Here is a 15,025-nt window from a genome sequence, read left to right as displayed (position 1 = left end):
GACACATGCTCAAGTGTTTCAAAGCCTACGACATCCGCGGCCGCGTGCCGGATGAATTGAATGAGGACATTGCTTACCGTATCGGCCGGGCCTTCGCGCAGATCCTCACGCCGGCGGAAGTGGTGGTCGGGCGTGATGTGCGACTGGACAGCCCGCTGCTGGCGTCGGCGGTCGCGCGCGGGCTGAACGATGGTGGGGCCTCTGTGATCGACATTGGTCTGTGTGGTACTGAGGAAGTCTATTTCCAGACTGCGCATCGTGGCGCAGGCGGCGGCATCATGGTGACCGCCAGCCACAATCCCATGGACTACAACGGTATGAAGCTGGTGCGCGAAGGCTCCCGCCCGATCAGTGGCGATACCGGCTTGCGCGACATCGAGGCTCTCGTCGAGTCTGGCGAGTTTGTGGCGGCGGCGGCTGGGTCACTGCGAGTGGATGCAGACAAGTCCGCGTATATCTGTCATCTGCTTGACTATGTCGATCACAGCGCTTTGCGGCCGCTTAAAATCGTGGTCAATGCGGGAAACGGCGGGGCAGGTGTGGTGATCGACCAGCTTTCGCCGCATCTGCCGTTCGAGTTCATCCGCATCCATCATGAACCTGATGGCAGTTTTCCTCACGGGATCCCCAACCCGCTATTGCCGGACAATCGCGAAGCCACGGCGGAGGCCGTCCGCAAACATGGCGCCGATTTTGGGGTTGCCTGGGATGGTGATTTTGACCGCTGTTTCTTCTTCGATGCCGATGGCCAGTTCATCGAAGGCTACTACCTGGTTGGCCTGTTGGCAGCGCAGCTGCTGAGCAAGCACCCCGGTGGCAAAATCGTGCACGATCCGCGGTTGAGCTGGAACACCATCGACTTGGTGAAGGCCGCTGGCGGGGTGCCTGTGTTGTGCAAGACTGGCCATGCCTTCATCAAGGAGCGCATGCGTGCGGAGGACGCCGTGTACGGCGGCGAAATGAGTGCGCACCATTATTTTCGCGAATTCGCCTATTGCGATTCGGGCATGATCCCGTGGTTGCTTATCGCTGAGCGGGTCAGCATCAGCGGCATGTCGCTGGCGCAGATGGTCGAGCAGCGTATCGCCGCATATCCGTGTAGCGGCGAAATCAATTTCAAGGTGAGCGACGCGGCGACCGTAGTGCGGCGACTACATGATCACTATGCAGCCGAGTCGCTTGTCGAGGATCGCACCGATGGGCTGAGTCTGGAGTTTGCGCAGTGGCGGTTCAATGTGCGCTCATCGAATACCGAGCCGCTGTTGCGACTGAATGTCGAAACCCGCGGCGATTTGGAGTTGCTTGAGACCAGGACAGCCGAACTTCGGGCGTTGATCACCGCATGAGACGCCCGGTGCTTGAGACTCAAAGTCTGGCTGCAACCACGGTCAGGTGGCGCCTATCATACTGATCAAACCATCTCTTCCGGCGGATAACTCCGGAAGAGCCAGGATGGCCGTTCTGCTTGTGCTGGGCTTGCATTGATCGAAGACGTGAACAGGTACTGGCCAAGATCATGTTTGCGGTTGACGACAGAATCGATGGCTGCATTGATCAACCCGATATGCTCGGCCCGTGGTGGAATGTCGTCATGCACGTTTGCGGTGTAGGACGTCTGCACATCGAAGCCGCAGTGCTTCAGAAGGCTGACCAGTTCGTGGCGCGTATATTCCCGGTTGTGCCGGCCATAGGCGCCGTACTTCGAGTACGGGTCATACATATTCCGTCCCTCGATGAACGCTGAGACATTTTCCAGCCGCGCCGCGTTGGGCGTGGTCAGGACCAGTTGTCCTCCCGGCTTCAGGATGCGCTTCAATTCCATCATGGCATGCAGTGGATCATTCGTGAGGTGTTCTAGTACCTCACAAAACAGGACAACATCAAACGTGTCGTCCTCGAATGGAAGAGTGTGCAGCTCCAGGTTGGCATTGAAGTAGGCCATATCGATCTCTTCCGGGATTCCATCGAATCCGGGGAATGAAACGTGTTGCACCGCCTGATGTATTTCTCCGCCGAAGTAATTGATCAGATCCATCTTCAATGAGGGTCGAAACGCCCTGAACAAAAGGGTATTGAAGTAGGGATTTGCACCGATTTCGAGCGAGCGCCCGTTCGTATCCTCCGCAACGAGGCCCATCGTGTGGATGAACCTTTCGAAGTCGGCGTTAACGTAGGCAGCCATTTCGCCCGGTGCGGAGCCATCAATGCTCGATGCCTCAAGAGCGCCGAGCAATTGCTCGCGGCTGTATCTGGCAGGTAGTGGCAGCCGTGGTTGAAAATGACGAGGATCGATGAGTCGATCCAGGCTGCCTCTGGCAAGTCGCCTTTTCATCCTTTTCAAGAAATCCACGGTGCACCTCAGTTGTGTACTTGAAGTAATCAACTAATGTAACGGTTTCCCGGAACCTGGCCTATTCACATACTGGTGGTGCCGGCTTGAGCAAGTGGCTAATTACCGGTATCACCGGCTTCTGCGCGGGTGCTGGCCGGCCCGGTATGCGTTACGTGGATTTACCGCGACGTGAGATTCAACGCGCGTCAGGTTCCCGTCCCCGCGCTGGCTCTCTCGGATCACTGTGCGGACGCCACTAACGGCTTCCCTTCTGCATCACACACCTTGCCGATTGTTGGGTTGGCACAGGTGCTGAAGGGACCCACGGTCAGCGGCTTGGTACCCCATCTGTCAAACCAGGCGATACCTTCCTGCACTGGCAGGATCTCCGCTGATTTGCCCAGGAGTTGATCGACGGGTAAACGAATACTCACCGAAGCCTGGCTGCCCGGGGCGATATCAGGGATCTGCGCCCGTGGGAAACCTTTGTCAAGGATCTCGCTACCGGTGTCGGCAGCGCGCGCGCCCAGGTTGACGGCGTGGGCACCCGTTGAGGTGAGAGTTGTCTTGCCGTTGTTGGTCAGGTTTGTAGTCACATTGATCCATTGACCATCTGCCGAGAGGCTGGGCCTGCCTTGCAATGACACCTGCACATTGACCTGATCAGGAGTGAGCGCGTCGCCGGCGGCCGCGGAAGCTTGGGGAACCGCTGTTGCTGGCTGAGTTGCGGAGGAGTTGCCCTGTCCGGAGTTGCATCCAGCAAGCATCAGCGCGGAGGCAATCGCAAGTACGGTGAGCGTTCGGCGAAGGTTGGTCATGGTGGTTCCTCGGAGTATTCGGCTGAAGGCTGTTGTCAGGGATCGCAGTTGATGGATTCAGGTCCACCCGTAGACATCTTTAATACGCACTATATCGTCTTCTCCGAGATAGCTGCCGGGGCGAGCAGAACGCCAGAGCAATAACCAATCTTGTAGCGTAACGGACCACAAAAGTAGCTCCGTTCGCCTAGGTAAAGCCGGTTTCTATCGACCAAAAGAATTGCGAATCGTGCATCTGTGAAGGTTGCTGCGTGAACTAACCACCATTTGGCAATCGAACGGCTACAGCTGCTTTTCGCTGTCGTAGACGATCTTCTTGAGGCGAGCATCGATGTTTTCCATCAACTTGCGATTGGTGGCAATCAGATCGCCGATCAGCCCCATCATGTACAGCAGCATGGACAAAGTCACGCACAGCGAAGCGAGGACCACTGACTGGATGTGTCCATCGCCACTGCCATGCAGGTAGAAATACACGAATCTTATGCCGGCCAGCAGACCGATTGTGAGAAACACAGAACCCACGTAGAAAAAGAGCGCGAGCGGCCGGTAGATGACGAACACGCGAAGAATCGTCATCAGCGAACGATTGACGTAGCTGGAGATGCTCTTGACCAGGCGTGATGGTCTAAGGTCGCCGTTGGTTCGGATCGGTACAGAGGCGATGGTGAGATTGCTCTGGCCAGCCTGGATGATGGTTTCCAGTGTGTAGGTATAAGCACTGAATACGTTCAAGCGCATTGCAGCTTCGCGGCTGATGGCGCGAAATCCGCTGGGCGCGTCAGCGACATCGGTTTTGCTGGCCACGCGCACGGCCCAGCTACCAAGCCGCTGCAGCTTCTTCTTGATCCAGGAAAAGTGCGCTGTCTCATCAATGGGACGTGCACCGATGACTATGTCTGCTTCGTGCGCAAGTACGGGCGCGGTAAGCTTCGGTATGTCCGCGCCGCAGTATTGGTTATCCGCGTCAGTATTCACGATCACATCGGCCCCCAGGCGGAGACAGGCGTCGATCCCTGACATGAAGCCAACCGCCAGCCCCCGGTTAACCCGATGGGTCACCACGTGGTCAACGCCATTTCGACGTGCTACATCCGCAGTATTGTCGGTGGATCCATCATCGATGATCAACCATTCAACGGTGTCGAATCCCGGCACTTCTCGTGGCAAGTCGGCCAAGGCGATGGCCAGCGTTTCGGACTCGTTGAGGCAGGGTATCTGGATGATCAATTTCATATGTGTGCCTTGTGCGGGCTGATGTGTATCGAGGTGCCCAACGATACTAGATGACGATGTGACTTTTCGTTGCACGCCACGTTGATGGCGTGCGACCGTCGCCACCGCGTTTCGTTCGATTTGCTGTTTTCATTCCGACGCCAGCACCGGGATGTATCACGACTTTGACGCGTTTGTTTCGGTCGCATCGATAGAGGAATTCCAAGATCGCAACGGTAGCTTGGTTCCATTGATAATGCCTGCTTTGCCAGTTTGTGAAGCCATCCGATGGACTAGGCCATACATAAAGATCTAGAGTTCAACATGCTGCCAATCATTCTCCGGCGTCACAACTGGAGATCATCAGCCGCTGACCTTCGCGTCGAGCGCTTGGAAAAGTGATTCAACAGCACTGCCGCAGTGCCACCAAGAATCAGGTCGTTGATTGTAGTGACTAATCGAAACGCAAGCGGCAGCACAAAGCAAGTCTGAATATCCACTGCCGATTTGAGCATTGCGTACATTACGCTCTCGCGCACGCCGATGCCGCCCGGCGCCAGAAAAACGAAGAATCCCACCGTATCGGATAACAACATTGCAGCCGAGATCGGCACTATCAACGCGAAGTCGCTTGGCATGCCGATACCAATGGCGACAAAGTAACCCGAAATTCCATAGAGCAGATTGGATAGGAGGTTAAGTCCGTGGGCACGGATCATGGTTGCGAGCGGCGCGTCGAAAGTATCAATTCGTTGACGAAAAAGGCGATTGATCAGCCGAACGAGCAAATTAGCGGTCCAGGTTCCACCAAAAACCAACAATAGATAGGCGGTCAGTGCCGCAGAAAAAATCAGTGCCGAGAGCGGCCTTGGCAGGATCATGCCGGAAAACCACAGATATCCAGTTCCGATTACCGTCGACGATCCTGTCAATGACAGAAGCATGATGACGTTGACTGACAGCACCCGTGACTTGGATATGCCGTGGGCAGCGAGAAGATGCATCTGAATTGCGTACGACCAAACCTTTCCGGGAACATATTTGGTCAACTGGGATATGTTCGAGAGGCCGATGCTTTGGGTGATTGTTAGTGGCTGACCGCTCTTCCCGACAATGACCGTCCGCCAAGCAAGGGTTGCAATCACATAATGTATCAGCACCAGTACCAAGGCCAAGAGCATTGCTGGCCAGAAGAAATGCAAGTGGAGATGTTCTAGCTGATCCCAATGGCGTCGAACTTGCGACCAGAAAAACCACAGGACTCCCGCCATCAGGAGGATCGACGCCGTTAGCCGTAAGGCGTGTTTGTTTTTCATTTAGGGGACCGCTTTCTTACCACAAAAATGTTCGTCGGCGAGAGCCGGGAGAGCCAACGCCACTGGGGAGTGCGGAAAGGAGCGTTGGTGTGGTAGCGATCAGGATCATGTAAAACATTGACGGTGTAATCCGTCCAGTCGAGGTCAGCCTTGATGAATAAATCACGCATGCCTCCTGTGGTGTGCAGAAGGATGCGCTCGCTGGCGTGTCTCACGCGGTTGACGACCCCTTCGTACCAAGTCTGTGGAAGGTAGTGCACGAACGGCATGTGCGAATGGGGATCGAGCGGGAAAAGCCTGTTCGGATTTGCAACGTAGCAGCAGCCGTCGGCTTTAAGTACTCGTCCGACCTCTCGTAACAGCGCAAGCTGATCGGGCACGTAAGCGAGGACATGATTGAGTACAACGATGTCGAACTGGGCGTCGTCGGAAGGGAGCCGGTCGCCGCCAAGACGGACAAACCGCAGGTTCGGGTCCCGAACGACCAACTGGTCTTCGACGTCAGCCGCAGTCACTACGTTATCGGCGGTAAAGTGGGCTGCGATATGACCACTGCCGGCGCCAATATCGAGAATCGTACAGCCACGCACCCTATCTATATCAAGTGCTTCGCAAAGTACGGCTTCGATCTTTTCAGCCTTGGAGCTACGGCCATGCGCTACGGCAAAACTGCGCATGTCAGGCTCCAAATTCGTTTATTGCCGCAGCCACGGTCTCGATGTCGGTTGTGGTGTGGAAGTAAGAGATGGGCAGGCTCAACGTGGTCGCATGAATATCGTCTGCGACTGGAAAATCAGTGCTTTTCAGCAGGCCCTGCATCGCGGCCTGGCGGGCGGGTGCGAGTGGGTAGTGAATATCCGTCTTGATACCCCGCTCCAGGAGCCACGCCTTCAGATCGTCACGCCTTGGGTGTCGGACGTTGAAGATGTGGAAGACGTCATGGAAGCTGGCGTTACGGACCGGCTTGACGACGCTATCACCGAGTTTTTTGAAGTAGCTATCCGCGAGTTCGCGTTTATGGTTGTTGATTGAATCGAGGTGGCCTAGCTTGACGTTGAGGAAGCCGGCCTGAATTTCGTCGAGCCTGGAGTTGTAGCCCACGACCTCATTGTAATATTTGATTCTCGAACCATAGTTGCGAAGCACCCGAATGGCTTGCGCCAGGTCGGCGTCATCGGTGGTTATTGCACCCGCGTCGCCCAATGCGCCGAGGTTCTTGGTGGGATAGAAGCTGAACGCGTTGCAATGTCCGAACGAGCCGGCTTTCTTGCCATTGAGCATGGCGCCATGTGCTTGGGCGCAGTCTTCGATGACCTTCAGCCCGTGCGCATTGGCGATAGTCATGACCTCGTCCATCGGGCAGATCTTTCCGTACAGATGCACGACCATGATGGCCACAGTTCTTGACGTAATGGCATCTTCGACAAGATTTGGATCAAGGTTATAAGTGGCGGGGTCGGGCTCCACCAGAACCGGGACGAGCCCGCAATGCAGAATTGAGAGGATCGTCGCTATGTAGGTGTTGGACGGGACAAGGACTTCGCTACCCGGCTCGAATCCAAATACCCGTAGCGAGAGATCGAGCGCATCCAGCCCTGAAGCTAAACCGACGCAGTGATCCACGCCACAGTAGCTGGCAAAACGTCGCTCGAACGATTCGACATTCTTTCCAAGTACGTACCAGCCGCCTCGCATCGTCTGATCGAAGCTCTTCAGGTATTCCTCGAAAAATGATCGATTGGACAGGGCGAGGTTTTCATATTCAATCATGGGTATGCTTCTCGAATGTAGTCTGCAGCACTAAACGTTTCAGATGCCAAAACCATGAAGATAGCGTCGCTCGTGAAGTGATGCATGGTATGCCAATCTTGGGGTTCGATGATAAGTCCCTTGCTTGGCGTATCCAGCAGAAAGTCCTGTTCTTCGCGTCCGTCATGGTTTGACACGATGCACGAGCCCCGGATGCAAAATGCGGCCTGAATCGTTTTGTGATGTCGATGTCCACCGCGTACCGAATCGTCAACCCCATATATATAGAAAACCCGCTTTATTTCAAACGGGATAATTTTCTCGATAACGGTCAAGTTGCCGCGGTCGTCAGAAAATGTCGGAATGTCAATCAGGTAGGCCATAAGCTGCGCGGTCTGTGATGTGGGCGTATCAGGACAGAAGTTTGCGATAACAAACCAGATAATGGTGTGCTATCGCCTTCCAGTTGAAGTGTTCGTCGACCATGACCCTGGATTGTTCACCCATGGCCTGCCGAAGTATGGGGTCCGGTGCAAGGAAGGATACCTTTTCCGCCAGATCTTCCGCATCACTGGGTCGGTGCAGATAGCCATTGATGCCTGCGGATACCACGAGGTCATTTCCACCAACGGATGAAGCCACGATGGGTCGAGCGCAAGCCATGGCCTCGACGACCACAACGTTGAGGCCGTCTGACGGAAGGCGTTCGGAGGGCATGACGAAAATGTCGCAGGCCGAGTAGTAGTCCTTCAGCTCGCTTGGCAGGACTTCACCAAGCAGCGTTGTTACGTCTTCGACACCAGCGTCTTTCATCAGCTTCCGGTATTCCGCTTCCAACAAACCACTACCGATGATGTACAGCTTGATTTTTTCGCTTCGGGAGCGGAGGTGCTGCATGGCCCGTATGCCCGTGGCAAACCCCTTTTTGGCGACGAAGCGCCCAACCATGAGTAGCGCTATCTCGTCGGAGCGAATGCCCAGATTCGCGCGCACGCGTTCGCGTGCATCTGCGCTGAAACGCATAGTCTGGTTGTTGACGCCGTAAATTTGGTAATCGACCTTTGCTGCCGGTATGCCCGCGGCCACCAGATCTTCCTTCAGATCGGAGCTGTTGCACGACAGATAGTCGGATCGTGCGATGACGCGGGCGAGGAACTTTCCGATCAACCCCGACTGTTGAATGACCGTGACATCCGAGCCGGGGAATGAGGAAAGGATTTTGACCTTGCTGAAGGCTAGCGCGCGCGCTGCGACGGCAATCAAGCTGTTCGGAACCGCCCAGTGGGCGTGAAGAAAGGATGGGCGTTCAGACAGTAATAGCTTGGCCAAGCTTAGCGTTCCCGCAATCATCAGAAACGGCAGCAGCAAGGTATGCAGGGGGTTCATCTTCAGATCACCCTTCAAGGAGTCGCCGTATCCAAGTACATGCCATGATTTGAATGGCATGTACCGGTAAGGAATGATTCGTATGCCGCTGCTGTCCAGTTTTGCGCGGTTCCATCGCGCGGATAGCGGCACGAGAACGGTGACCTTGGTGCCGTTTTGTCTGTACCCGACGGCCAGCGATTCGATGAAGTTCGAGCGCCAGTCGCCGTCGAAACGAGGATACGAGTGTGTGACGATAACGACGTGCTCTTTTTCCACGAAGGCCCTTCCTGTCTACTTGAACGTCAAGCTTGCGCTATGGCCGCAACTCTGAATGTTGCTCAACTTGCTATTGTACCAACGGTCAAGTCTAGTCTCACCCTGAAGCCATCAACGATCCCTGAGGGGCTGTACAACTTGATCGTGATGTCCTGCTTGCGTTTGATCGGTTCTTGGCGAGCTAACGTTAGTGGACTAGCGGTTGCGCCAGACAGGGGCTTGAGGATGGTGCGCCCGTTGGATGAAGTGGGCACTCCAAATGAGGCTTCTCGTCGTCTACACCCGCGAATTGAGGGACGTGGTCTCGCTTTCCAGTAGTAGATCAACGCAAGAGATAGCGTCAGGAAGGGCATCACCTTGCAGACTTCTGCGATGGGTGACCCAGCGTGGCAAAAGAGGGTGGTTAAATGTCAACGTGCGTTCGGGCCGCACGAGCCAATCCATCGAACCACCCTTTTTGCGTGGTCATGCAGGAATATCTACTTCGCCGGATGGATGGCTGTCTCGAGTTTGCCGGATCGGCGTGCTATCGGTTCGTCGAAGACTGCGTCCGCGCCCAATGCCGTAGTAAGCGATTCCTGCACGTTCAACTGACTGTGGATCGTACAAATTTCGTCCATCGAACAGCACTGGGGTTTTCAGCGCTGCGCGAATGCGGGAAAAATCAGGACTACGAAAAGCCTTCCATTCAGTTATGACAACCAGCGCATCGGCGCCGTCGAGCACTGCGTACTGTTCGTCACACAACGCCAGGTCGTCACGTTCTCCATAAATTCGACGAGCTTCGTCGCACGCTTCGGGATCGTAAACACGCACGCTGCCGCCGGCCTCCCATACAGATTCCATCAGGCGTCGACTGGGAGCCTCGCGCATGTCATCGGTATTTGGCTTGAACGAAAGTCCCCACAGGCCGATGACCTTGCCGGCAAGCTGGCCGTCGAAATGCTGCGACAACAGGCCGAAGAGTCGGTTTTTCTGTGCGGCATTGACCAATTCCACGGCTTCCAACAAGCATGCTTGGTAACCATTGGACTTTGCGATTCGACCCAGCGCCTGCACGTCCTTGGGGAAACATGAGCCCCCATAGCCCGCGCCAGGATAAATGAAATGGTAGCCGATGCGAGGATCTGAGCCGATACCGTGGCGCACAAGTTCAATGTCGGCTCCAACGTGCTCGGCGATATTGGCCAATTCGTTCATGAAGCTGATTTTGGTGGCCAACATGGCATTGGCAGCGTACTTGGTCAATTCGGCGGAGCGCTCGTCCATTATCACCAAGCGCTCGTGGTTGTGGTTGAACGGTGCATACAAGTTCTTCAACAAGGCCACTGCTTGCGCGCTACTGGCACCGATGACGATCCGGTCCGGGCGCATGCAATCGGCGACCGCGTCACCTTCCTTGAGAAATTCAGGGTTGGAAACGACGTTGAAGTCGATCGAGACTCCTCGCTTCTGCATGACTTCAGCGATGGTTGTGCGTACGCGATCAGTGGTGCCCACGGGAACCGTCGACTTGTTCACTACCACGGTGTAGCCCGTGATGTACGTTCCTATTGTTGCCGCCACGGCCAGCACGTAGCTCAGGTCCGCGCTGCCGTCCTCGTCTGGAGGTGTGCCGACGGCGATGAACACAACTTCTGCGCCGGCAAGGGCCGCTTGCGCCTCTTCAGTGAATGCCAAGCGGCCATTGGCGCGATTGCCCCGCACCAGTGGCTCCAGCCCGGGCTCGAAGATTGGGATCTCGCCTCTCTCAAGTCGTGCCAATTTTTGTGTATCAACATCCACGCAGACTACATGGTTGCCCATTTCCGCGAGGCAGGCTCCGCTGACCAGGCCGACATAGCCGGTGCCGAAAATGGTTACTTTCATTGTTATCTTCCTGCCGTGATACGGTAATCGTTGAAGCTGTCTGCTTCTATTGAAGTCGCGTTTAAGTAAGAGCTGCCTCAAGCTCGGGAATCAGCTTGAACAAATCACCCACCAGCCCGAAATCTGCAACCTCAAAGATTGGCGCGTCACCGTCCTTGTTGATGGCTACGATGGTGCCGGCGTCCTTGATGCCCGTAAGGTGCTGGATGGCGCCGGAGATGCCGATGGCCATGTACAGCTCGGGTGCGATGATCTTGCCGGTCTGGCCGACCTGCATTTCGCTGGGGACGTAGCCGGCGTCCACGGCGGCACGTGATGCACCGACGGCGGCGCCGATCTTGTCCGCGAATTTGTAGATGATGTCGAAGTTTTCCTTCGAGCCGACGCCGCGGCCCCCTGAGACGACCTTGCTGGCGCTTTGCAGGTCGGGGCGATCGCTGCTGCCCTGCTTCAGTTCGACGAAACGGGTGTGCGTGGGCAAGGTGGCGTCGACGGACAGTGCTTCGACGGGCGCCGTGCTGCTGCCGTTTGCTGCGGCTGGCCAGGAGGCCGAGCGGATCGTGGCTAAGACGATGTGCGCGGCATCGGCCTCGACCGTGATAATCGCGTTGCCGGCGTAGATCGGGCGCTTGAAGGTGTAGGCAGCTTCCACGCTCATCACGTCACTGACCTGGGCCACGCCGAGCAGCGCGGCGACGCGCGGGGCGATATCTTTGCCGAAGGTGGTGGATGGTACGAAGACGTGGCTGTAGCCGGAAGCGGCTTTGGCGATCTGCGGCGCCAGTACGGCGGCGAGTGCGTTGGCGTTCTCGCTGCGCGCGACGGTGAGGACGCGGCTCACGCCTTCGATCTTCGCGGCTTCGGCGGCGATGGCGTCGACCTTGTCGGCCAGTACCAGCACGTCGATCGCTTCGCCCTTGACGGCGATGGCGGCGCTGACCGCGCGTGCGGTGGAGGAGTTGAGTTTGCCGCCCAGATGTTCGGCGATGACCAGGATCTTGCTCATGATGTGGACAACCTTTCGTCTCGAATGGGGCTTTGATGCCTGTAGGACGGGCACTGCCCGCCGGCCTTTCGGATCTTTACGGAGTGGCGGGCAGTGCCCGCCCTACGGAGCTGCGCTCTACAGCAGGCCTTTCTGTTTCAGCGCGGCGACCAGCTCGGCGGCATCCTTGACCATCACGCCTTTGCTGCGCTTGGCCGGCGCTTCGTAGTGGGTCGTTTTCAGATGATCGTGCGACTCGATGCCGAGCGAACCCAGTTCGATCACGTCGATCGGCTTGGATTTCGCCTTCATGATGTCGGGTAGCTTGATGAAGCGCGGCTCGTTGAGGCGCAGGTCAGCGGTGATCACGGCGGGCAGTTCGGCTTCGATCACCTCGAGACCGGCGTCAATCTCGCGCGTCACAGTCGCCTTGCGGTCGCCGATCTCGACCTTGCTGGCGAACGTGGCTTGCGGGCGATTCCACAGCGCGGCGAGCATCTGGCCAGTCTGGTTGGCGTCGTCGTCGATGGCTTGCTTGCCGAGTATCACCAGCCCCGGCTGTTCCTTTTCAATCAGCTTGAGAAAGATACGCGCAGCGGTCAGCGGCTGGACGGCATCACCGGTCACGACGTGAATGGCGCGGTTCGCGCCCATCGCGAGGCCGTTGCGCAGGTGCGCGGTGAGATCGGCGGGGCCAATGCCGACCACGATGACTTCCTCGGCAATACCTTTCTCGCGCAGGCGCAGCGCTTCTTCCAGTGCGATGTCGTCGAACGGGTTGGCCGAGAGCTTCACGCCATCGGTCACCACGCCACTGCCGTCAGGCTTGACCTGGATACGCACGTTGTAATCAACGACACGCTTGTAGCCGACCAGAATTTTCATCTAGGTTTCCTTCTGTAGCTAGGTGTCCGAAAGGACGCATTGAATTGAGGCACCGCAGCATTCTAACCGAGCTGCGGCATTCACGGTGGTGAACACGCCCAGAGGGGTAGCCAACAGCTCCGAGCCATGTTCCTTATGGCCCAGCTATGATGGGAGGAGTCGCTTCCAGGATCTGCGGCGGCCAGCTCGGCCCGTTTGTGCGGGCGTTTGATGTGCTCAGTACCCAGACATTCGTGACGAGGAGGTTCGTGGAAGATCCTTGTGCATGCGGCTTCAATATCCACGGTTATTGAGTGACCATGGCCCGACCCCGCACTTCCATCGTGATTTGTACCTACAACGGCGCCGCGTATTTGCAGGCTCAGTTGGACAGCTTGCTGGGACAGACGTTGCTACCCGACGAGATCGTCGTGGGTGACGATGGTTCGACGGACGCCACCATGGAGATGCTTGCTACGTTCAAGGCATACGCTGAACAGGCTGGCGTGACCATACAGCTGCGACAAAACTCGCAAAATCTCGGCTACGTCGAAAATTTCAGTGTTGGCTTGCGTCAGGCCAGCGGGGAGCTGTTGTTTCTCTGTGACCAGGACGACGTCTGGTATCCGGACAAGTTGGCGCGGATGGTGGCTGCATTCGAGGCTAAGCCGGGGCTGCTGCTGCTGCACAGCGATGCGCGGCTGGTGGATGCCCAGGGAGCATCGCTGAACTTTTCCATGTTCGAAGCCTTGTCGTTGACTGCACGGGAAAAGCAGGCGATCCATGTCGGAGCGGCCTTCGACGTGGTGTTACGACGATGTTTTGTGACTGGCGCGACAGCAGCGATCCGGTGCGAATTGGTCGACTTGGCTCTACCTGTGGCGCCGGAATGGATTCACGACGAATGGCTCGCCGCTGTGGCGTCGGCGGTAGGGCAGGTCGACTGCATTGACGATGTGCTGATCGACTATCGCCAGCACGGTGCCAACCAGGTTGGAGCACGCAAGCGCACTTTGGCAATGAAATGGCGTGAATTGGCGATGCCGCGTGGGGAGCAGCTGTCGGGAGAGGCGCGCCGCCTGCAGCGGCTTGAGCAGTTCCTGCGCCAGGCTGGCTTTGCGGGCGCGGTAGATCGGGCAAACCAGGTGGAGCAAAAGCGAGTTCATTTTGAGCGGCGCGCAGCGATGGGGCGACGGGCGCGCTGGCGACGCGTGCCGACTATCGTTCGTGAAGCCCGCATGGGTTTTTACAAGCGTTACGGCACCGGCGTGCGCGCAATGCTGCGGGATCTGCTGCGCAATGACTGAGCATGCCGGGCAGGACGTGTGCGCCGTGGTGGTGAGCTATCACCCTGATCCAATCGCCCTTTGGAAAATGATCACGGCCGTGGCAGCGCAAGTTGGTGCGGTGGTCTTGGTCGATAATGGCAGTCGTGGCGAGTGGCAGTCGACTTTGGCGGCCACTCTGCATGGTGCCGGCGGTGCGCTACTGGCACAGACTGACAACGTGGGGCTGGCTTCTGCACAGAATATCGGCATCGGCTGGGCACGCGAGCACGGTTATCAGCAGGTATTGCTGCTCGACCAGGACAGCGAGCCGGGCGAGGGCATGGTCGCCGCATTGCAGTTGGCGCTGGCGACGCTGTCCGTGAGCGGCAGGGTGGCTGCGGTCGGGCCGCGCTTCCATGACGTGCGCGAAGATCGCGATGCGCCGTTTGTGCGGGTCGGCTTTCCGTTAAATCGAAAGCTCTGGTGTGATGGTTCAGCGCCGACCGTGGCCTGTGACTTCCTGATCAGTTCCGGCATGCTCATTCCCATGATCGTCCTCGACCAGATCGGGCCGATGGATGCCGGGCTGTTTATCGACAACGTCGACCTGGAGTGGGGTTTTCGCGCACGCGCGCAGGGCTATTCACTGCATGGCGTCTGCGCGGCAACGATGCATCATCGCCTGGGTGATGCCCGGCGCGCGTTGCCGTGCGGCCTCGGTCAGGTGGTGGTGCATGGACCGTCGCGGCTTTACTACATGATGCGTAATCGTGTGCGGTTGTATCAATTGCCGCACACACCGGGACGGTGGATCGCACAAGATCTGCCGCGTGTACTGGTCAAGCTGCTGCTGTTCGGCGTGCTGATCGGGCCGCGCTGGCGCAACTTGCGCTGCATGCTGCGTGGGCTCTTCGATGGAGTGCGTGGCCGCCAGGGTGAGGCACCGGTCGATCTTTTAGATTGAC

14 protein-coding genes are annotated in these 15,025 nt (G+C 57.2%); 3 read left to right on the top strand and 11 right to left on the bottom strand.

Features of this window, described 5'->3' with window-relative positions; translation table 11 throughout:
• Positions 1-5 precede the first annotated feature (5 nt).
• The gene (locus PY254_RS17210) at positions 6-1,346 is read left to right on the top strand and encodes a phosphohexomutase domain-containing protein (RefSeq protein WP_281013279.1); all 1,341 of its coding nucleotides are present in this window, start codon (positions 6-8) and stop codon (positions 1,344-1,346) included.
• Between the two features lie 65 nt (positions 1,347-1,411).
• Here the strand turns inward: PY254_RS17210 and PY254_RS17205 are convergent, their stop codons facing one another.
• The 11 genes from PY254_RS17205 to PY254_RS17155 form a co-directional block, all read right to left on the bottom strand.
• The gene (locus tag PY254_RS17205; RefSeq protein WP_281013278.1) at positions 1,412-2,350 is read right to left on the bottom strand and encodes a class I SAM-dependent methyltransferase; all 939 of its coding nucleotides are present in this window, start codon (positions 2,348-2,350) and stop codon (positions 1,412-1,414) included.
• 221 nt (positions 2,351-2,571) lie between these two features.
• Positions 2,572-3,150 (bottom strand): COG1361 family protein, encoded by a 579-nt coding sequence (locus tag PY254_RS17200; RefSeq protein WP_281013277.1) that lies wholly within the window; start codon positions 3,148-3,150, stop codon positions 2,572-2,574.
• Positions 3,151-3,432: 282 nt separating this feature from the next.
• Positions 3,433-4,386: a glycosyltransferase family 2 protein gene (locus tag PY254_RS17195; protein WP_281013276.1), complete on the bottom strand. Its 954-nt coding sequence runs from the start codon at positions 4,384-4,386 to the stop codon at positions 3,433-3,435.
• Between the two features lie 326 nt (positions 4,387-4,712).
• Positions 4,713-5,681 carry a lysylphosphatidylglycerol synthase domain-containing protein gene (locus PY254_RS17190; RefSeq protein ID WP_281013275.1) on the bottom strand — a complete coding sequence of 323 codons (969 nt, stop codon included), beginning with the start codon at positions 5,679-5,681 and terminating at the stop codon, positions 4,713-4,715.
• Positions 5,678-6,358, bottom strand: coding sequence for a class I SAM-dependent methyltransferase (locus tag PY254_RS17185; RefSeq protein ID WP_281013274.1), 681 nt, complete (start codon positions 6,356-6,358; stop codon positions 5,678-5,680). Before PY254_RS17185 ends, PY254_RS17190 begins: the two co-directional genes overlap by 4 nt.
• Before the next feature lies 1 nt (position 6,359).
• The gene (locus PY254_RS17180) at positions 6,360-7,451 is read right to left on the bottom strand and encodes a DegT/DnrJ/EryC1/StrS family aminotransferase (protein ID WP_281013273.1); all 1,092 of its coding nucleotides are present in this window, start codon (positions 7,449-7,451) and stop codon (positions 6,360-6,362) included.
• Complete coding sequence (locus tag PY254_RS17175) at positions 7,448-7,813, bottom strand: sugar 3,4-ketoisomerase (protein WP_281013272.1); 366 nt, start codon at positions 7,811-7,813, stop codon at positions 7,448-7,450. Before PY254_RS17175 ends, PY254_RS17180 begins: the two co-directional genes overlap by 4 nt.
• A 28-nt stretch (positions 7,814-7,841) precedes the next feature.
• Positions 7,842-9,074 carry a glycosyltransferase gene (locus PY254_RS17170; RefSeq protein ID WP_281013271.1) on the bottom strand — a complete coding sequence of 411 codons (1,233 nt, stop codon included), beginning with the start codon at positions 9,072-9,074 and terminating at the stop codon, positions 7,842-7,844.
• 465 nt (positions 9,075-9,539) lie between these two features.
• Positions 9,540-10,943: a UDP-glucose dehydrogenase family protein gene (locus PY254_RS17165; RefSeq protein ID WP_281013270.1), complete on the bottom strand. Its 1,404-nt coding sequence runs from the start codon at positions 10,941-10,943 to the stop codon at positions 9,540-9,542.
• Positions 10,944-11,004: 61 nt separating this feature from the next.
• Positions 11,005-11,949, bottom strand: a complete 945-nt coding sequence (locus PY254_RS17160; RefSeq protein ID WP_281013269.1) for an electron transfer flavoprotein subunit alpha/FixB family protein — start codon at positions 11,947-11,949, stop codon at positions 11,005-11,007.
• Positions 11,950-12,066: 117 nt separating this feature from the next.
• The gene (locus tag PY254_RS17155; protein WP_281013268.1) at positions 12,067-12,813 is read right to left on the bottom strand and encodes an electron transfer flavoprotein subunit beta/FixA family protein; all 747 of its coding nucleotides are present in this window, start codon (positions 12,811-12,813) and stop codon (positions 12,067-12,069) included.
• Between the two features lie 299 nt (positions 12,814-13,112).
• On the opposite strand from PY254_RS17155, the gene PY254_RS17150 reads away from it, so the two are divergent.
• Both PY254_RS17150 and PY254_RS17145 read left to right on the top strand, forming a co-directional pair.
• Positions 13,113-14,099, top strand: a complete 987-nt coding sequence (locus PY254_RS17150) for a glycosyltransferase family 2 protein (RefSeq protein WP_281015262.1) — start codon at positions 13,113-13,115, stop codon at positions 14,097-14,099.
• Positions 14,092-15,024 carry a glycosyltransferase family 2 protein gene (locus tag PY254_RS17145; protein ID WP_281013267.1) on the top strand — a complete coding sequence of 311 codons (933 nt, stop codon included), beginning with the start codon at positions 14,092-14,094 and terminating at the stop codon, positions 15,022-15,024. The genes PY254_RS17150 and PY254_RS17145 overlap by 8 nt, the downstream gene beginning before the upstream one ends.
• Position 15,025: the final 1 nt, after the last annotated feature.

This window comes from Rhodanobacter sp. AS-Z3 (genome assembly GCF_029224025.1).
Lineage (GTDB): Bacteria > Pseudomonadota > Gammaproteobacteria > Xanthomonadales > Rhodanobacteraceae > Rhodanobacter.
This window is presented reverse-complemented; position numbering and strand designations above follow the sequence as displayed.